This window comes from Porphyrobacter sp. MBR-155, assembly GCF_040547625.1.
Taxonomy (GTDB): domain Bacteria; phylum Pseudomonadota; class Alphaproteobacteria; order Sphingomonadales; family Sphingomonadaceae; genus Erythrobacter.
In genome coordinates, this window is record NZ_JBEPQB010000012.1 from 71216 (window position 1) to 91106 (window position 19891).

Annotated in this window: 13 protein-coding genes; 7 read left to right on the forward strand and 6 right to left on the reverse strand. The window is 62.4% G+C overall.

Features of this window, described 5'->3' with window-relative positions:
• Nucleotides 1-21: 21 nt before the first annotated feature.
• Nucleotides 22-1089, reverse strand: a complete 1068-nt coding sequence (locus ABIE62_RS12925) for an ABC transporter ATP-binding protein (protein ID WP_354326626.1) — start codon at nt 1087-1089, stop codon at nt 22-24.
• 11 nt (nt 1090-1100) lie between these two features.
• Between ABIE62_RS12925 and ABIE62_RS12930 the strand changes: the two genes are divergently transcribed.
• Nucleotides 1101-2777, forward strand: a complete 1677-nt coding sequence (locus ABIE62_RS12930) for an ABC transporter permease (RefSeq protein ID WP_354326628.1) — start codon at nt 1101-1103, stop codon at nt 2775-2777.
• 48 nt (nt 2778-2825) lie between these two features.
• Here the strand turns inward: ABIE62_RS12930 and ABIE62_RS12935 are convergent, their stop codons facing one another.
• The 3 genes from ABIE62_RS12935 to ABIE62_RS12945 are packed head-to-tail and all read right to left on the reverse strand — an operon-like array spanning nt 2826 to nt 7887.
• The gene (locus ABIE62_RS12935; RefSeq protein ID WP_354326630.1) at nt 2826-4904 is read right to left on the reverse strand and encodes a glycoside hydrolase family 97 protein; all 2079 of its coding nucleotides are present in this window, start codon (nt 4902-4904) and stop codon (nt 2826-2828) included.
• A gap of 8 nt (nt 4905-4912) precedes the next feature.
• Nucleotides 4913-6292 (reverse strand): alpha-amylase family glycosyl hydrolase, encoded by a 1380-nt coding sequence (locus ABIE62_RS12940; RefSeq protein WP_354326632.1) that lies wholly within the window; start codon nt 6290-6292, stop codon nt 4913-4915.
• Complete coding sequence (locus ABIE62_RS12945) at nt 6289-7887, reverse strand: MFS transporter (protein WP_354326634.1); 1599 nt, start codon at nt 7885-7887, stop codon at nt 6289-6291. The genes ABIE62_RS12940 and ABIE62_RS12945 overlap by 4 nt, the downstream gene beginning before the upstream one ends.
• A gap of 309 nt (nt 7888-8196) precedes the next feature.
• On the opposite strand from ABIE62_RS12945, the gene ABIE62_RS12950 reads away from it, so the two are divergent.
• From ABIE62_RS12950 to ABIE62_RS12965, 4 genes are read left to right on the forward strand one after another with little or no spacing between them, the layout of a single operon-like run.
• Complete coding sequence (locus ABIE62_RS12950; protein WP_354326636.1) at nt 8197-10035, forward strand: alpha-amylase family glycosyl hydrolase; 1839 nt, start codon at nt 8197-8199, stop codon at nt 10033-10035.
• Nucleotides 10035-11690, forward strand: coding sequence for an alpha-glucosidase (locus tag ABIE62_RS12955; protein WP_354326638.1), 1656 nt, complete (start codon nt 10035-10037; stop codon nt 11688-11690). Before ABIE62_RS12950 ends, ABIE62_RS12955 begins: the two co-directional genes overlap by 1 nt.
• Before the next feature lie 6 nt (nt 11691-11696).
• Nucleotides 11697-12725, forward strand: coding sequence for a LacI family DNA-binding transcriptional regulator (locus ABIE62_RS12960; RefSeq protein WP_354326640.1), 1029 nt, complete (start codon nt 11697-11699; stop codon nt 12723-12725).
• A 1-nt stretch (nt 12726) separates the two neighbouring features.
• Nucleotides 12727-14244, forward strand: a complete 1518-nt coding sequence (locus ABIE62_RS12965; protein WP_354326643.1) for a tryptophan halogenase family protein — start codon at nt 12727-12729, stop codon at nt 14242-14244.
• Nucleotides 14245-14424: 180 nt separating this feature from the next.
• Here ABIE62_RS12965 and ABIE62_RS12970 read toward each other — a convergent pair whose 3' ends face one another.
• Both ABIE62_RS12970 and ABIE62_RS12975 read right to left on the reverse strand, forming a co-directional pair.
• Nucleotides 14425-17214 (reverse strand): TonB-dependent receptor, encoded by a 2790-nt coding sequence (locus tag ABIE62_RS12970; protein ID WP_354326645.1) that lies wholly within the window; start codon nt 17212-17214, stop codon nt 14425-14427.
• Nucleotides 17214-17465, reverse strand: a complete 252-nt coding sequence (locus ABIE62_RS12975) for a hypothetical protein (RefSeq protein WP_354326647.1) — start codon at nt 17463-17465, stop codon at nt 17214-17216. The genes ABIE62_RS12970 and ABIE62_RS12975 overlap by 1 nt, the downstream gene beginning before the upstream one ends.
• A 123-nt stretch (nt 17466-17588) precedes the next feature.
• Between ABIE62_RS12975 and ABIE62_RS12980 the strand changes: the two genes are divergently transcribed.
• On the forward strand, nt 17589-18323 hold the full coding sequence (locus ABIE62_RS12980) for a DUF6445 family protein (RefSeq protein WP_354326649.1): 735 nt from the start codon (nt 17589-17591) through the stop codon (nt 18321-18323).
• A 25-nt stretch (nt 18324-18348) separates the two neighbouring features.
• Nucleotides 18349-19878: a tryptophan halogenase family protein gene (locus ABIE62_RS12985; RefSeq protein WP_354326651.1), complete on the forward strand. Its 1530-nt coding sequence runs from the start codon at nt 18349-18351 to the stop codon at nt 19876-19878.
• The last annotated feature ends 13 nt before the right edge of the window (nt 19879-19891 follow it).

Here is a 19891-nt window from a genome sequence, read left to right on the forward strand (position 1 = left end):
TAAACTTGGCCAAGGCAAGTCCTAATTCTGCGCGAATGCACGCACGCTTTCGGGCTGCGGCACCGCGCGATAGGCCTCACCGGGGTTGACCGGGGCGGTGGTTTCCACCGTGATCGGCGCGCCGCCTGCGCCGCTCAGCAATACCCGTGTGACCGGCCCCAAAAGGTGCACATCGCGCACCGTGCAGCCTGCGCTGTCCGCTACCAGAACCAGCCGATCCGCCTGCACCAGCAGATCGACCGCGCCCGAATCTGGCCCCGCATCGGGCACCGCGCCCAGCACGCATTCCAGCGGCCACGGCCCGAACGCGGTGATAAAGCTGTCCCCGCGCCGTTCACCTGCGATCACCTGTGCTCCGCTGAAAATCGCGCCAACCGCTGCGGTTTGCGGCGCATGGTGGAGATCGCGAGGCGTGCCGAATTGCACGATCCGCCCGGCCTCCATCACCGCGATGTGATCGGCAATATCCAGCGCCTCGGCCGGGTCATGCGTTACCAACACCACCGTTGCCCCCGCCTCGCGCAGCAGGATGCGGCAATCACGGCGCAGCTTGCGGCGTAACACGATATCGACGCTGGCGAAGGGTTCATCCATCAACAACACCCGCGGCCCGGGCGCCATCGCGCGGGCGAGCGCGGCGCGTTGTTGCTGCCCGCCCGAAAGTTCGTGCGGATAGCGCGCGCCCATGCCCGCCAGCCCGACGCTGGCGAGCCAGCCTTCCACCTCAGTGCGCCGCGCGCGCGGCAGGCCAAAGCCGACATTGGCGGCGATGGTCATGTGCGGGAACAGCGCGCCATCCTGAAACACCAGCCCCACGGGCCGCGCTTCGGGCGGGGGGCTGTGTTGGGAATCGGCCAGCACCTCGCCGCCCAGCATGATGCTGCCGCGCTGCACCGTCAGCAATCCGGCGGCAAGGCCAAGCAGTGTTGACTTCCCGCAACCTGACGCGCCAAGCAGGCAGGTGATCTCTCCCGTCGGCGCGGAAAAACTGATGTCCTCCAGCGCCCGCACCTGACCGTAAGCATGGGCAATATGTCGAAAATCAAGGCTCAATGGCTGATCCTGCCCCTGGGTTGTAAAGCGGGCCATGGGGGTTCCCGGTGAGCCGCCTTAGGCAATTTGCGGGAGTCGGCGCAAGCGGGGCCGGTTGGAACGCCAGCTGGACTTGGGCCGCGCTCGCCATCGCGGCGCTGGCGGGGCTGCCGATTGCCGCGATCCTGTGGGCATCGCTGGCGGGTGCCAATGCCGGGCCAAGCGGGACGATTGCCGACCTCGCCAGCACGGTGCTGCCAACCTATATTGCCAACACCGCATTGCTGATGGCGCTGGCGGGCGTGTTTGCCGCTGTCACCGGCACCGGCTGCGCATGGCTGATCGCGGCGACCCGGTTTCCGGGTCGCAGGGTGCTCGGCTGGGCATTGGTGCTGCCGCTGGCGGTGCCGGCCTATATCGCGGCCTATATCTATGCCGATTTGCTCGATTATGCCGGGCCGGTGCAGGCGGGATTGCGCGGGCTGACCGGATGGGGGCCGCAGGACTATAGCTTCCCCGATATCCGATCGCTGGGCGGGGGGGCATTTGTTCTGGGGATTGTGCTTTACCCCTACGTCTATTTGCTCGCCCGAACTGCCTTTGCCACACAAAGCCTCAGCCAGTTCCGCGCCGCGCGCAGCCTTGGCGCCCCGCCTGCCGCCGCGTTCTGGCGCGTCGCCCTGCCTGCCGCGCGCCCGGCGATTGCAGGCGGACTGGCGCTGGTGTTGATGGAGGTGCTGGCCGATTTTGGCGTGGCCGAATATTTCGCCATCCCCACCTTCAGCACCGGGATTTTCCGCAGCTGGCTGGCGATGGGGGACAAACAGGCGGCGCTCAAACTCGCCGCGGTCATGCTGTTATTCGTGATCGCGCTGATCGCTTTGGAGGCCGCCACCCGGCGCGGACGCAGCGATAGCCGCGACGGGCTTGCCGCGCGCGGCGGGGCAGAGCCGCTGGTGGCGCTGTCCCCACTAGGCAAGGCGCTGGCGCTGATCGCCTGCCTTATCCCGGTGCTGCTGGGGTTTGTCCTGCCCGCCGGATACCTCGCGGCGCTGGCGTTGAGCGATGTGGCACAAGGCGCGGCGGGCGATCTTGCCACCTATGCGCGCGGCAGCCTGTGGCTGGGGCTGGCGGCGGCGAGCGTGTGTCTGGTCGCCGCGCTGCTGCTCGCCTTTGCGCGGGCGCGATCACCCTCGCCGCTTACCGTCGGCGCAATCCGGCTGGCGACGCTGGGCTATGCGCTGCCGGGGGCTTTGCTGGCGGTCGGCCTGCTCGCACCGCTGGGTGCCTTCGACCAGAGCCTCACCCGGTTCGCGCGCGACACGTTCGGCTGGAGCGGTGGATTATTGTTGACCGGCACCAGCGCGATTTTGATCTATGCCCTGTCGGTGCGGTTCCTGACCGTCGCCTATAACACCGTCAGCGGCGGGCTGGCGCGCATCCCGCCCAGCCTTGATGCTGCTGCGCGCAGCCTTGGCGCCCGGCCCGCCCGCGTGCTGGCGCGCATCTATGCGCCTTTGCTTGCCCCCAGCCTTGCGGGCGCGGCGGCGCTGGTGTTCATCGATACCTTGCGCGAATTGCCCGCCACGCTGATCCTGCGGCCCTTCAATCTGGAAACGCTGGCAACCCGCACCTATCGCCTCGCCAGCGATGAACGGCTGATCGAGGCATCTATCCCAGCGCTGATCCTGCTCGCGGTAGGACTATTGCCGGTGCTATTGCTCAACCGATTGTCGCGGCGTTGAATGCCAAATGCAGGCGAGCAACCCTGCGGCGGTGCCCAATGAAGAGTGCTATTCCCCCACCGGAATGAACCGCACCGCCACCCCGCCCGATGATGCCAGCCAAACGGCGAAATCCTCACCCCCGGTCACCAGCTTTTCCTCGATCACGATGGCGTAAGGGTTGGTGTCCCAATGCGCACCTGCCCCGTCGCGATAGATTTGCGCGCGGTATTGCTTGCCGGGGTCAAGGAAGCTCAACGGCACCGACAGATCGCGCGCATTTTCATCGGTGACCGCGCCAAGGAACCATTCCTTGGACTTGCGCCCCTGCCGCGCGATGGCGACATATTCGCCCACTTCGCCGGCCAGCGCGACGCTTTCCTCCCAGTCGGCCTCGACATCCTTGATGAACTGGAACGCGTCCATCCGCGCCGCGTAATTTTCGGGCAGGTCAGCCGCCATCTGGAGCGGCGAATAAAGCACCACATACAGCGCCAGCTGTTTCGCCAGCGTGGTTTGCGGGCGGTTTGACGGGTCGCCGCGCGGGATATCGGCGCGCACCGGCGGGCGTTCATTCGGGCGCAGGTCAAAGATGCCGGGGGTAAAATCCATCGGCCCCGCCAACATCCGGGTAAACGCCAGCATCGCCTCATGCGAAGGTGGGTTGGGTGGGGTTCCCCAGGCGTTGAACTCCATCCCGCGCGCGCCTTCGCGGGTCATCCAGTTGGGGTAGGTGCGGCGCAGGCCCGTGTCCTTGACCGGCTCGTGCGCGTTGATCGTAATTTGCCGCTTGGCCGCCGCTTCGACCACGCGCAGGTGGTGGCCGACCATGAACTGGCTGTCGTGCCATTCGTAGCGGCGGATGCCGTTTTCATCCACCCGCACAACATCGCCCGCATCGGCGACATAGCCGGTCTTGACCGCGCGCACGCCTGCCGATTGGTAGAGGTCAAACGCGGCCTCCATCTGGCTTTCGTAATTGGCGATATTGGCTGATGTTTCGTGGTGCCCGATCAACCGCACGCCCTTGGACTGGGCATAGCGGCCCAGCTCGGCAAGGTCGAAATCGGGCATTGGTTCGGTAAAGCGGAACAGATCGCCATTGTTGAACCAATCACCGTCCCAGCCGATATTCCAGCCTTCAACCAGCACGCCGGAAAAGCCGTGTTCGGCGGCGAAATCGATATATCGCTTGGTTTCCGCCGTGGTCGCACCGTGGATGCCATCGCGGCCCCAGCTGCGTTCGTTGATATGCATCGCCCACCAGATGCCGATATATTTGCCGGGCTCTACCCACGACACATCGCCAAGCTTGTTCGGCTCGTTGAGGTTGAGGATAATGTCCGAATTGATCAGGCCCACCGCATCGCGCGCGACCTGAATGGTGCGCCACGGGGAAGTGAAGGGTGCGCGGGTCTTGACCTTCGCCCCGCCCGACCAATTGCGCAGCCGCGCTTCGAAGTTGCCAGCGCGCAAGGCACCCAGCGACATCGCGGAATAATCGACCAGCGCGGCTTCGTGGATGGCAAAGTGGATGCCCGCCGGATTGCGGAAGGTCGCGGGCGTATGGGCGTCATCAACCTTGCCTGCCGGGCCGGTGCGGGTGAGGTATTCGTAACGGTTGAATTCGTCGCTCGGCGTGTACCACATCGTGGTTTGCTCTCCGACGCCGAATTGGGTCAGTTCATCGACAATGGCGATATCGCCGGTCAGCGCGGCCTGCTCGGCCAGTTCATACCGAAAGCCGATTCCGCTATCGAAAGCGCGGAACCGCACCGTGATCTGCCGCGCCGGGCCGGTGGTCGCCGCGAAGGTCACGGCGAGTTCATTATGCTGATCCCGCACCACGCGGCGCTCACCCCAGGGCTGTTCCCATGCCGTATCCTTGGCCGCGCGGGCCGAGGCGGTGATCGCAAGATCGCGTTCAAACCCGTGATGTTCGGCAAACAGCATCCCGAGGCGCGAGGGCGCGATGACCCCCTCACCGTCATAGTTGACCGCATAGGTCGCAAGGCCCGCATCATCGCTGATGGTGACAGTGATCTTGCCATCGGGTGAGGCCAGCGTCAGCGTTTCGGCACAAAGCGGCGCGCCCATGCCAAGCATCAGCGCCGCCAGCGTAGCCAGTTTCGTCCATATCTGCATCATACCCTGCCTCATTTAGTTTCGCTGAAAATCCGGTAGCCCCACGGCGCGAGGTCGATTGTCTCACCGCCCGCAAACGCCGCCGCTTCGCCGCTGAGTGCATCGACATAGCGGCCATGATGGCGCGCGTGATCGAACCGCGCGGCCTGCGCGCGCGGGGAAAGGTTGAACACCGCGAACACTCGCTCGCCCGCCGCACCGCGGGTGAAAGCGAAAACGTCGTTAGCCGCGTTGCTCGGCACTTCGACCATGCCTGCGCCGAACCGCCCATTGTGGAGCGCGGGCATTTCGGTCTTGAGCGCGATCAGGCGGCGAAACAGGCTATCATATCGCCCCGGCCGCCAGGTGATCGGGTCTTTCTCAAAGAAGGCCAGTTGGCGATCCAGATCGGCCTCTTGCCCATTGTAGATCAGCGGCAGGCCGATGCCCACAAACGACAGCGCAATCGCGGCTTCGTAGGCCGGGCCGTAAATGTCAGCCGCCACCGCGTCCCACGAATTCTGATCGTGGTTATCGGTATAGGTCATGCGCATCGCGGCGTGCGGCCAGCTTTCGGCCTGTTCGGCGTAATAGCTGCGGATCGCGCTCGCCCCGCTTCCGTCCTTGGCAAGGCGCTGCATCGCCTCTTTCCATTTCCACGCATAGGTCGCGTCAAACGCGCGGGCGTGCAGATCGCGCTGTTCCCATTCGGCCAGCATGAACACCGGCTTGACCTTGTCGAGTTCGGCGCGCGCGGTCTCCCAGAAATCGAGCGGGACGTATCCGGCCACGTCGGCGCGGTAGCCATCGATCCCGAATTCGCGCACCCAATAGACCAGGCTTTCAGTCATGTATTGGCGCAAGGCAGGCTGGCTGAAATCGAAATCGGCGACGTCCGACCAATCGGTGCCCACCGGCGACATCAACGCGCCTTCGGGGCTGCGGGTGTACCATTCGGGGTGCGTCTGCGTGAGCGGATTGTCGAACGCCGAGTGGTTGGCGACCCAATCGAGGATCACCTTCATCCCCAGCCGGTGCGCTTCATCGACAAAGGCCCGAAACTCCGCCTCGGTGCCGAATTCGGGATTGACCGCGCGGTAATCGCGCACGGCATAGGGGCTGCCCAGCGTGCCCTTGCGGTGCAGCTCACCAATCGGATGAATCGGCATCAGCCAGATGATGTCCACGCCCATATCGGCTAGGCGCGGAAGGTGTTTCTGCGCTGCGGCAAAGGTGCCCTCGGCGGTGAATTGGCGGGTGTTGAGTTGATACAGCACCGCATCGCGCGTCCAATCGGCGTTGTCGATTGCGACCAGCGGTTGCGGCGCGTAATCGGGCTGCGCCAGTGCGGGGGCGGCGGTGAGCGCACCGGACATGAGGGCGGCGATCAGGCCGAATGCAAGGCGCATCATGCTGCCTCCATCGGCACCACCCCTCGGGGCGCGGACCCTTCATCGGTGACAAACAATGTCGCAATCGCCGCCAGCACAAAACTGACCGCCGCGATCACCATCGCGTAGATCGGCTCTCCCCCGAACAGGTTGGTGACGAGGAAGCCCAGCACCGTCGCCGCGAGCAGTTGCGGCACCACGATGAAGATGTTGAACACCCCCATGTAAATGCCCATTTTTTCCGCCGGAACGCAGCCCGCCAAAATCGCGTAAGGCAGCGACACGATCGACGCCCAGGCAATCCCCACCCCGATCATCGCCACCCAAAGCAGCGCCGGATCGCGGATCAGCAGCATCGCGGCAAAGCCCGCCGCGCCCAGCAGCAGATTGATCGCGTGCAGTCGCCGCCGATCAATCCGCGCGGCGATCCAGATAAAGCCGAGCGCGGCGGCCGCCGCCAGCCCGTTGCGCACCGATCCCAGCAGGCTCCACCAATCGGCGGCATCCTGATAACCGCGCGTTGCCGGATCGGGCGCGGCAAAGTGATATTCGGCGACTGCGGGGGTGCCGTAAATCCACATCGCAAACATCGCGAACCAGCTGAAAAACTGCACTACGGCGAGTTGCTGCATGGTCTTGGGCATGGCGAACAGATCGCTCACCACCTCCATGAACCCGCTGTCATTGCGCCCGCCCGAACGCAGCACGCTGGCGACCAGTTGCACCGCGCCGAACCCGGCGATCAGCGCAGCGAGCACATAAAGCTCCTGCGCGATGTCGATCCCGCCCAGAAACGCCGGGCGCGCGCCGCTGCGGGCCAGCGCGACAAACGCGGCCACCCCCGCCCCGGCGATGATCCAGATGATCGCGCCCTTGCGGAATTGCGCCGCGCTGCGCAGCGTGGCCGCAGGCGCAGCGGTTTCAAGCCCCAGTTCGCGCCTTCGCGCCGCCTCAAACCCGGCCATTTGTTCGGGCGAATATTCGCGGGTGGTAAACACCGTCCACGCCACCGCCGCCAGCAGCGCCGCCCCGCCAATATAGAACGCCCATTGCACCGTCTGCGGGATCTCTCCGGCGGGCGCGACATTACTGAGGCCGAGCCAATTGGTCATCACCCACGGCAGCGCGCCCGCCACCACCGCGCCCACCCCGATAAAAAAGCTCTGCATGGCATAGCCGACCGTGCGCTGGCGATCGGGCAGGTTGTCACCAACGAAAGCGCGAAACGGCTCCATCGTGATGTTGAGCGAGGCGTCCATGATCCACAGCATCCCCGCCGCCACCCATAGCGCGGGCGAATTGGGCATCACGAACAGCGCAAAGGTGGCGAGCAGCGCGCCCGCGAGGAAATAGGGCCGCCGCCGCCCGAACTGCCCGCCGAAGCCAACCCAGGTCTTGTCAGACAAATGCCCGATAATCGGCTGCACGATCAGCCCGGTCATCGGCGCGGCGATCCACAGGATCGCCAGATCGCCCACTTCGGCGCCCAAAGTCTGGAAAATGCGGCTGACATTGCCGTTTTGCAGATCGAACCCGATCTGAATGCCCAGAAAGCCGAAGCTCATATTCCAGATTTGCGCCGGGTTGAGCGCGGGCTTGCGGCCAGCTTGCGTCATGGTCAATTATCCTCTTCCCCGCGCGCCGCCGCCTGAGGCGTGACGCGGCTGCGCGCCGACGGTAATGTCGCGGGTCTTGCGCCCGGCGATCAGACTTGGCCAGCAGGGGTGTAGTTTGAACGTTCTGCAAAAAATTGCAATAAACTTTCAAAATTTCTCCGGAGAAAACTCGTTTATAGGAAGATGTCTGAAATATTTCATAGTTTTTTCAGTTATTTAATTCTATTTCAGACTCCCGCTAAGCAATGCCACAAAGATTTGCAAAATTTTGCTCATGATGGCAAAACATTTCGCCAAGGGAGATGGATTATGACGCGGATTTTCGTGGGACTTGTCGCTGCGTTTTGCGCAAGCACCGCCGTGGCCGAAGGGCCAATCGCCCCAACACACGCGCCGCTCGCGCCCATCAGTGACCGCCTGCCAGAGGACGAGATCATCTATTTCGTTCTGCCCGACCGATTCGAAAACGGGGATAAAACCAATGATCGCGGCGGCATCCGTGGCGGGCCACTCGATCACGGCTTCGATCCCACGCACAAGGGCTTCTATCATGGCGGCGATCTGAAGGGGCTAACACAGCAGCTCGATTACATTCAGGGCATGGGCATCACCGCGATCTGGTTTGCGCCAGTGTTCAAAAACAAGCCGGTTCAGGGTCGTCCGGGCGAAGAAAGCGCTGGCTATCACGGCTATTGGGTGACTGATTTCACCAGTGTCGATCCGCATTTTGGCACCAACGCCGAATTCAAGGCCTTCGTCGATGCCGCCCATGCGCGCGGGATGAAGGTCTATATGGACATCATCACCAATCACACCGCTGACGTGATCGACTATGTCGAAGGTGAACAGGCAGGCTATGCTTACCGCAGCAAGGGGGATTACCCCTTTTCCCGGCGCGGCGGGCCGGATGGCGCGCCGATCAATCCGGGCTTTGCCGGGGACGACAACCCCGATCCTGCCAATTGGGCAGGCCTGACCGATCCGACCTTCGCCTACACCCCGTTCGTGCGTGAGGCGGAGCGCGATGTGAAGGTGCCCGCCTGGCTCAATGACGTGACCCTCTACCACAACCGCGGCAATTCGCATTGGATCGGCGAAAGCAGCGTTTATGGCGATTTTTCGGGCCTTGATGATCTCGCCACTGAAAACCCGCGCGTGGTTGCAGGAATGATCGACATCTTCGGCCAGTGGATCGACGATTACGGGATCGACGGCTTTCGCATCGACACCGCCAAACACGTGAACCCCGAATTCTGGCAGGCTTTCGTTCCCGCCATGCTGGCGCGTGCAAAGGCCAAGGGGATCGACCATTTCCACATCTTTGGCGAGATTGCCTACGAAGAACCCACCGCCACGCTCGCCGCGCAGGTCATGGCCGAAAGCCACCTGCCCTATGCGCTCGACATGGGCTTTGCCAAAGCCGCGCAGCAGATCGCCAGCGGCGCGGCCAGCCCGCGGGTGATGGCGGAATTCCTGCAACAAGACGCGATCTATCCCGGCGGCGCGGCCACCGCACTGGGTCTGCCGACCTTTCTGGGCAATCACGATTTCGGGCGGTTTTCGATGTTCGTGCGCGACATGAGCGGATCGGATGACGAAACCGAGCTGCTGGCGCGGGTCAAATTGGGCCATGCCATGCTGTTCCTGCTGCGCGGGGTGCCGACCGTCTATTACGGCGACGAACAAGGCTTCATCAGCGACGGCAATGATCAGCTGGCGCGCGAGAATATGTTCGCCAGCAAGGTCGCCGTCTATAATGACAACGTGCTTGTCGGCACCGCCGCGACCACCGCTGCGGCCAATTTCGACACCGCCCATCCGCTCTACCAGTTGATCGGCACGCTGGCACAGGCGCGCAAGGCCAGTCCGGCGCTGCGCCGGGGGCTGTCGCAGGTGCGCGCGTTCGATCATGAAGCGCCGGGTCTGCTGGCGGTGGAGCGCCGCGATCCGGCCAGCGGTGAGCGTGTTTTAATCGTGTTCAATACCAGCGCAGCAGGGCTTTCGCGCAATGTCGAGGTAAGCTACCGCGCGCGCGGCGTCACGCCGTTGCTGGGCCAATGCCCTGCACAATTGGCCGCGCCGGGGACGGTGCACATTACCCTGCCACCGTTTGGATTTGCCGCCTGCATTCTGGAGAACAACGACTAATGGCAACCGCGATTGGCGCTGCTGCCGCAGCCATTCACCACGATCCGCAATGGTGGCGCGGCGCGGTGATTTATCAGATCTATCCGCGCAGCTTCCGCGACACCACGGGTGACGGGATCGGCGATCTTGCAGGCATCGTCGAAGGGCTGGATTATATCGCCGATCTGGGCGTAGACGGCATCTGGATTTCGCCGTTCTTCACCTCGCCGATGCGTGATTTCGGTTATGACGTGGCCGATTATTGCGGGATTGATCCGAGCTTTGGCAGCTTTGCCGATTTCGACCAGATCATCGAAAAGGCCCACGCGCTCGGCCTGAAGGTGATCATTGATCAGGTCTATTCGCACACCTCGGATGAACACGCGTGGTTTGCGGAAAGCCGCGCGGATCGCACCAATCCCAAGGCCGATTGGTATGTCTGGGCCGATCCCAAACCCGATGGTTCGCCGCCGTCAAACTGGCAATCAGTGTTTGGAGGATCGGCGTGGCAGTGGGATGGCCCGCGAAAACAGTATTACCTGCACAATTTCCTCACCAGCCAACCCGATCTGAACGTTCATAATATCGAAGTTCAGGACGCGCTGCTTAATGTGGCGCGGTTCTGGCTGGCGCACGGGGTTGACGGGTTCCGTCTCGACGCGCTCAATTTTTCGATGCATGATCCCGAATTGCGCGACAATCCGCCGTCAGGTCTGCCGATCAGCCAAGTGACGCGCCCGTTCGATATGCAGGTTAAACGTTACAACCAGTCACACCCTGATATTGCGGCATTCCTCGAACGCATCCGGGCGACGATCGATGAATATCCGGGCCGCTTCACCGTCGCCGAAGTCGGCGGGCCGGAGCCGCTGGCAGAAATGAAGGCCTTTACCCAAGGCGGAAAACGGCTGGATTCGGCCTATAATTTCGATTTCCTCTACGCCCCGCGCCTGACCGCGCCCTTGGTGCGTGCGACCCTTTCGCAATGGAGCGGGGAGCCGGGCGAAGGCTGGCCTTCGTGGGCGTTCTCCAACCACGATGCCCCGCGCGCTGTCACCCGCTGGGCCAGCGATGGCGATTACGCTCGCGCCGCACGGCTCAACCTGCTGCTGTTGCTGGCGCTGCGCGGCAATCCGATCATCTATCAGGGCGAGGAACTGGGCCTGCCGCAGGGCAAGGTCGCATTCGAAGACCTGCAAGATCCCGAAGCCATCGCCAACTGGCCGCACACCCTGGGCCGCGACGGCGCGCGCACGCCGATGCCGTGGCAGGCAACCGCACCGCAGGCAGGCTTTTCCCGCGCAAACCGCACCTGGCTCAAACCCGATCCGGCGCATGCGGGCTTTGCGGTTGACACGCAGACGTCAGACCCCGGCTCAACCCTCGCTTACGCACATCGGATCCTGCGCTTGCGGCGGGAGTTTCCGGCTTTGGTCAGCGGAGATATTACGCTGCTCGATACGCCTGAGGATATCGTCGCTTTCATCCGGCAACAGGGTGAAAACACCGTATTATGCGCCTTTAACCTGGGCGATGTGCCTTGCGTCTGGTCGCCGCCCGCCAATTGGCAAAACGCACGCCTGCTTGCCACGCAAAGCGCAGTGGGCGATGGTGGTGCCATGCCGGATATGCTCGCCCCCGGCATGGGTTACTGGGCGGCGATGACAGGCGAATAACCAAGCATGGCGGATAATCCGACCCTGACCAAACGCAGCGCCACGCTGGAAGATATCGCGCGCGAGGCAGGCGTATCGATCTCGACCGTCAGCCGCGCGTTGAATGATAGCCCTTCGGTCAAACGGCGCACCAAGCAGCAGATCTGGCAGATCGCCCGCGCGCATGATTACGAGTTCCGCGCTACCATGCCGAGCGGGCCGATTGGCGCGGATGCGACCATTGCGGTGGTCGTTCCCGCTCCGCAGGCGCGGACGAGCCGGGTGGCCGACCCGTTCTTCCTCGAACTGCTGGCCGGCGTTGCCGAAGCCGCGCGCGAACGCAATGCTGACCTCTTGATCAGCCATCTTAGCCCGCGCGCGGGCGCCGATCTTGATTACGCGATGAGCACCAGCCGCGCGACCGGGGTGATCTTTATCGGACAAAGCTCGCTCCACCACGAATTCAACGCGCTGGCCGCGCGCGACAACCGGTTTGTGGTGTGGGGGGCAGAGTTTCCCGATGCGCAATATTGCGCGATTGGATCGGACAATGTCGCTGGCGGCAGACGCGCGACCGCGCACCTTGCCCGGCTGGGCCACAAGCGCATCCTGTTCCTTGGCGATACCGAAGCGCCCGAGGCCGAGCAGCGCTATCGCGGTTACAAGCAGGCGCTGGAACGCGCAGGCCTGCCGTTTGATGACGCGCTGATCCTGCCCGCCCATTTCGAAGTCCATTCCGGCGAGGCCGCGATCCGCAGCGCGATTGCCGGCGGGTTGCAATTTGACGCGGTATTCGCCGCCAGCGACCTCATCGCAATCGGTGCAATCCGCGCGCTGACGCGGTCGGGAATGCGGGTGCCCGAAGACGTCTCGGTAGTCGGCTACGACAATATCCCGGCCGCGCGGCTTGTCACCCCGCAGCTGACCACCATCGATCAGGACGCCAATCTTGCCGGGCGGATGCTGGTGTCGAAACTGATGGACAAGGGCAATGGACCGGCGATTTCGCAGCGGCTGGAAACCAGCCTGCTGATCCGCGAAAGCTGCGGCGGGTAAAGTGGATAAGCCCAGCCCCCTGAAAAGCATCGTAATCGTCGGCGGTGGCAGTGCCGGGTGGATGACCGCGGCGGCGCTGGCCGATGCGGTTGGCAGTGAATGCGCGATCACCCTGATCGAATCCGACGCCATCGGCACCATCGGCGTGGGTGAGGCAACCATCCCGCCAATCCGCAACTTCAACCACCGCCTCGGCATCGACGAGGCGACCTTCGTTCGTGAGACGCAGGGATCGTTCAAACTCGGGATCGAGTTCGTCGACTGGGGGCGGCAAGGGCATTCCTACTTCCACCCCTTCGGCCAATATGGCGCTGAATTCGACCAGGTTCCGTTCTATCACCACTGGATGCGCGAATATCTTGAAGGCCGCGTTGCTGGCCCGATTGACGATTTTGCGATGTGCTGGGCGATGGCCAAAGCGGGAAAGTTTACCCACCCCTCCGCCGACCGACGCCTGATCCAATCGACCTTCGATTACGCCTATCACTTTGACGCGACACGCTATGCCGCCTTCCTGCGCCGCTTTGCCGAGGCGCGCGGGGTGACGCGGGTTGAAGGGCGCGTGGTCGATGTCAGCTTGCGCGGCGAGGATGGCTTCATCGACAGCGTGACGCTGGAAAATGGCACCGCCATCGCGGGCGAATTCTTCATCGATTGCAGCGGCTTTCGCGGGCTTTTGATCGAGGACGCTTTGGAAGCCGGATACGATAGCTGGCAGCACTGGCTGCCGTGTGACCGCGCGGTGGCTGTGCCCTGCGAAAGCGGCGACTTCACCCCCTATACCCGTTCCACCGCGAAGGCTGCGGGCTGGCAATGGCGCATCCCGTTGCAGCACCGCACCGGCAATGGCTATGTCCATTGCAGCCAGTTTATTTCCGAGGATGAAGCCAGCGCCGAATTGCTCGCCACGCTGGATGGCAGGCCGCTGGCCGACCCGCGTCCCTTGCGCTTTGTCGCGGGCAGACGGCGCGCATTCTGGAAGCGCAATTGCGTCGCCATCGGGCTGTCCGCCGGGTTCATGGAGCCGCTGGAATCGACCAGCCTGCACCTCATCCAATATGGCATTCTGCGGCTGATCGCGCTGCTGCCCGATAGCGCGATGTCGCCGCTTTTAGCGCGCGAATACAATGCGCAAACCACGGCGGAATATGAACGCATCCGCGACTTCCTGATCCTGCATTACAAAGCCAGCGAGCGCGACGATTCCGAGCTGTGGCGTTACTGCGCGGCGATGCCGATCCCCGACAGCCTGCAATACAAGATCGACCATTTTCGCGATTATGGCCTGCTGGTTTCGGACGAGCGTGAGCTGTTCACCAATCCCAGCTGGATCGCGGTATATCTGGGGCAAGGGATCGTGCCGGGCCGCGCGCCCGCGCTCGCCGCGATGCGCAGCGGGGTTCCGGTGGCCGAGCGGCTGGCGCAAATCCGCTCTGCTATGGACGAGGCGGTGGCGGCGATGCCGAGCCACGGCGAATTCATCGCCCGCCACTGCGCCGCGCCGCTACCCACAGCCTGACCATTTGGGCGAATGTTTCACGTGAAACATCGACCTAGAGGGGGTCTAGAGGGGGTCTAACCGGGGCTAGAACGCCTTCTCAAACTTCGCCGAAAAACTCCTCAGCCGCCATAAACGAAAGGGCCCGCCATTGCTGGCGAGCCCCTCTTTTTACCCCGGAGCGACCCGAGGGTGTCTGCGTCAGAAGTTCTTGCGGATCGTGAAGTTGAACGTCCGCCCGTAAAGTTCGTGGCGGCTCGCAAATGTGCCGGTCTTCTGACCGTTTGCATCGAACAGGTCGTTTTCGGTCACGAACGGCGCATCGGTCAGGTTGAACACCTCGGCCAGAATACCGACCCCGTCGAGGAAGCTGCCCGGCTTTTCGAAGGTATAACCAATCTGTGCATCGAAAATGGTTTCGTTGCGGGCATTGGCACCCGACAGCGACCCGTCAAAGTTCTGCACTTCCGACAGGAACCCATCGCGATAGCGCGCTGCCAGCTTGGCGCGGAAGCCATGCTTTTCGTAGAAGATATCGCCCGACCAGGTGACTTCCGAATGGCCGGGAATAGCCAGCGGGTTGAAGTTCTCGTTTTCCACCTCGGCATCGGCATAGGTGATCGAGTAGAACCCGCCAAACCCGTCAAGCGCATCGACCAGGTCGCCAAAATCTAGGCGCACCGTGCCTTCAACCCCGGTGATTGTGCCATCGGCAAAGTTGACCGGGCCGTTGAAGATGCCGGTGGCGACTTCGGGGTTGGTCTGCAGGATACCGCCCGCCCCGAAATTTTGGATCGACTGGGTCAGATCGGTCAACTCGCTGAAATCGATGATCCAGTCCGACAGCTCCTTGTGGAAGCCTGCGACAATGATCGCCGTACCAGGCGAGAAATATTTTTCGACAGAGATATCATAGGAGGTCGATTTGTAAGGCCGCAGCGCCGGGTTGCCGCCGCCCAGATTGAAACACACCAGCGAAGGCGGATTGAACCCGACCACCGTATCAGGGCGCTGGTCGCCCGTTGTGTCGATGCAGCTCTGGGTGTTGAAGCCAATGTTCTGGTTCGCGGTCATCTGATCGAGCCGCGCGCGGGTAATGGTCTTGGCCGCCGCGATCCGGACAAACAGATCGGGCATGACTTCGAAGGCCAGGTTGGCGCTCGGCAGCCAGTTGTCATAGCTTTCGCTGACAGTGTTCACCAACCCGCCGCCAATCGTGCCGGTCGATGACTGATCCGTATCGGCATAGCGCAGACCGACATTGCCGCGCACCGGAACCGAACCGAGATCACCGTCGATGTCAGCCTGGATGTAGAAATTGTGAACTTCTTCATCCACCTTCCACTCGGTATCAAAGGTCGCCTTTTCCACCAGATAGGTGCCATCGGTCAGGAAGCTCGACGGATCATAGGCGATGATATCCATGCCCAGACTTTTGGTTTTGGTCGTGCCGAGGATCGCCGAGGCTGGAATGGGCAAACCGCCCGTGCCAAACGCCGGAGTGGCGCGCAGGAAGGCTTCGTTGGAATCGAAGTCCTTCTTACGGTCGGTATAAAGCCAGCCAACAGTGATACGGTCAATGATCCCGCCGTCAAACTGCCAATAGCTTTCCGCCCGCAACTGGTTCAGTTCGTCGTTGATCTTCGGTTCTTTGATAAAGCCGACCTGGCCCCACCCACCCGGATCAGTGAGCAGCACAGTGCCTGGATCAGTGTAGTCGAGCAGGCTGTCGATGGTGTATTGGCCATTCTCGAGGAAGTTGAAGGTCAGCGTATCGGACGCACCGCTGCCGTTGGGCCCGGTGCCAGCCATGGATTCAAAATCGATGTCGTTGCGATCAAGCTTCGAATAGCCATAATCGAGCACGAAGCCGAGGTTGTCGGTCGCGTTCCATTCCAGGTTACCGCCGATGGCGAAGATTTCGGACTTCGAACCTTCGGTATCGGTGCGCAGGATTGGGAAGACGTTGGAAAAGGTTGCCGAATCGGCAAATGGGCCGCTGCCGGTGACGCTTTCAACCACCGCGCCGCCATTGGTGCTCCATGCGGCAATCGGCGTTTCGGTGCCGCGGAAAATGCCCGAATCGTCGGTATCGGTGTAGAAGCCGTCGATCGATAGCGAAAACCGGTCGGTCGGTTCGAACTGCAACGCGCCCGTGATCGAGGTGCGCTCAAACTCGCGGCTCACCGCGCCCTGACGCGGGTTGTCGCGCGGGAAATTCACGCCTTCGGGGGTGCGCTCAACCTGAAATTCGTTGGTCTTGAGTTCGCGCGACACGAATTGGGTTGGAATTGATTGGATGGTTGCACCCAACGACCAGCCGAGCGTGCCCGCCGCGTTCTGATCAATGTAGGACGCGAAGAAGCGGTAGCCGTCATCACCGAAATCCGGGTTGAGCGAACCATTATCATTGATGGTGTAGGTGCCCGAGACGCTGATCTGACGCTTTTTGGAATCGAGCGGCTTGATCGTCCGCAGATCCACCGAGCCCGCGATGCCGATGGCCGCCAACTGCGCATCGCCGGTCTTATAGACCACGCCCTGCGCAATCAGTTCGGACGGGAACTGATCGAATTCGATCCCGCGGTTGTTGCCCGCCGACACCACTTCGCGGCCATTGAGCAGCGCGAGGCTGAAATCGGGGCCGAGGCCACGGATCGAGATCTGCTGCGAACGTCCGCGCACGCGCTGGGCGGTCACGCCCGGCAGACGCGCCAGTGTATCGGCGATGGAAAGGTCAGGCAGCTGGCCAATGTCTTCAGCGGAAATGACTTCGACAATCGAGGTCGCCCTGCGCTTGGCATCGAGCGAGCTCTGGATCGAGCTGCGGATGCCGGTGACGACAATCGCCTCACCATCCACAGCGCCATCAACAGCAACCGGCTCTTCGGCGTCCTGCGCCAGCGCCGGTGCGCCGGTCGCGGCCAGCGCCAGAAAGGTCGCCGCCCCGCACAGCAGGCGCGCGTTTACGTTGATCCCGTTCATTTTCATCAGAGTCCTCTCCCCGCAAGCGACATTGAACGTGCGCTTTTGCAGTTTTTTTCATAACGCAACTCAGCTTGCAGGTAAATCACCAATCGGCATTCGTTCGCCAGACTTTTGAAAAACTGATATAATTGTTTATATACAACATTATAATTCAGGAAATCTGATCGTAATTCGGGCAAAAGCTTGGCGCAAGGCAGCAAATTGTTGCCTGTTGGCCACAGTTTTTTGCAGGAACGCCCGCCGCCGCCCGCCATGCCTCAGAAAAGCCCGCGCGCTGCGGTGACTGCGCCCTCTAATTTTCGCATTTTATTTGTTCTTAATCAATTAATTGCTGATGCAGCTTGGACATCAACAGGGGATTTGATAGGCTGATCCACATGGCCAGCCCCCCTCCTTCACAGCACCAGATTGCAGCGGAAGGCTGGGCCATCTCACTCGCGCAGGCTCGTGTTGAACATTTTTCCACATATAATCATTTGCTTGTTTCGGTAGATGATCTTCTGGAAACCCCCGAAAAGGTCATTTCCAAACCATTTTTGCAAGATTTTGCACAAATCACGCCGCAATATCCGGGGCTGCGTGCACCGCTTGATCCGGCAATTTGCGCGAGCTGGCTGACCCAGCTTGCGCCGCGACTCGATCAATGGTTCGGCCCTCAGCCCCGGGGTTGGGAAATGCAGGCGTGGTATTCGATCGTCACCACACCGCCCGTCAAACTGCTGCCGATCCAGCGTCTTCCGCACGTCGATGGCACCGATCCAAACCAGATCGCGATGATGCTCTATCTCCACCGCACCAGGCACGGCGGCACGGCGTTTTTCCGCCACCGATCAACCGGGCTGGAGGCGTTGTCGGCCACGGATTTCCCGCGCTATGCCAAGGCGTTGCAGGAAGATGTCGCGCGCACCGGCCTGCCGCCCGCCGCCTATACCACCGATGGCGCGCCGCATTTCGAACGGACGCACGCGGTGCCCGGCACCTTCAATCAGGCAGTGTTCTATCGCGGCAACATCCTGCATAGCGGAGTGATCGATAACGCGGCGGCGCTGGTTGCTGATCCGCGCGCCGGGCGGTTGACGATCAACGCTTTCTTCCGCCCGGCGGCGGAATAGGCACAGGCACAGGCGGGGCAAACACATGGCAGAGCGCGGCGTTGAAAAACTGGTGATCGTCGGCGGAGGCACCGCGGGCTGGATCACCGCTGCGGCCTTTGCCCGGTTGCTGGGGCAGCGACTCACCATCGAACTGGTCGAATCGGACGCGATCGGCACCATCGGCGTGGGCGAGGCGACGATCCCGCAGATCATCCGACTGAACACCATCCTTGGGCTGGACGAACACGAATTCCTGCAGCGCGCGTCAGGCACCTACAAACTCGGGATCGAATTTGTCGATTGGGGGCGGATCGGCAGTCGTTATCTGCACACCTTTGGCGATACCGGGCTGAACCTCGGCAATGTTGCCTTTCACCATTACTGGCGGCGCAGCGTCATGGGCGAAGCCGCGCCCGACGCGCGCGGGCTGTGGCACTATTCGCTGCATCAGCTGGCGGCCGATCAGGCGCGGTTCGGTAAGCTCGATCGGGTCGGCAACACCGCCATGGCAGGGCTGGCCTATGCCTATCACTTCGATGCCACCCGCTATGCCCTGCACCTGCGCGACTATGCCGAGGCGCGCGGGGTAACGCGCACCGAAGGCATGGTCGAAAGCGTTGAGCGCGACGGGACGAGCGGCGATATCACCGCGATCACTCTTGATGATGGCAGGCGGGTTGCAGGCGATTTCTTTGTCGATTGCACCGGCTTTCGCGCGCTGTTGCTGGGCGGCGCTTTGGGGGTGGGCTATCAGGACTGGTCGCACTGGCTGCCGTGCGACCGGGCGCTGGCGGTGCCAAGCGAGCGGCTGCCCACTTTGGTGCCCTTCACCCGCGCCACCGCCAAATCGGCGGGCTGGCAATGGCGCATCCCCTTGCAGCATCGCACCGGCAACGGGCACGTCTATGCCAGCGGGTTTACGGATGATGATACGGCGGCCGACACGCTGCTGGCGGGGCTGGATACCAAACCGCTGGGCGACCCGCGCCCGATCCGCTTCACCACCGGGCGGCGCGAGGCATTATGGGCGCAGAATTGCGTCAGCATCGGGCTGTCGAGCGGGTTTCTGGAGCCCTTGGAATCGACCAGCATCCACCTGATCCAATCCCATGTCAGCCGTTTGATCCAGCTGTTCCCGCGCGGCAAAAACGCCGCTGCTGAACGCGCCGAATTCAACCGCCGCTGCATGGCCGAATTTGACCAGATCCGCGATTTCCTGATCCTGCATTACCACCGCACCGATCGTGAGGACACCGAGTTCTGGCGTTATTGCAAGCATATGGCGGTGCCCGACAGCGTCACGCACAAGCTGGAACTGTTCGCCGCATCGGGCCGGGTCGGGCGCGATGCCGATGATCTGTTCCGCGAGGCAAGCTGGGTTCAGGTAATGCTGGGCCAAGGCATCATGCCCGCCGATTACGACCCGATGGCCGATCAGATCGCCCCGGCGCAGCTGGACGAATTCCTCGCCAATCTGCGCAATGTGATCGAACGCAGCGTTGCGGGCCTGCCCAGCCATGCGGACTATCTGCAACGCCATTGCCCCGCCGATTCCGGCAGCACCCCCGCCTGATCGCCGCCAACGA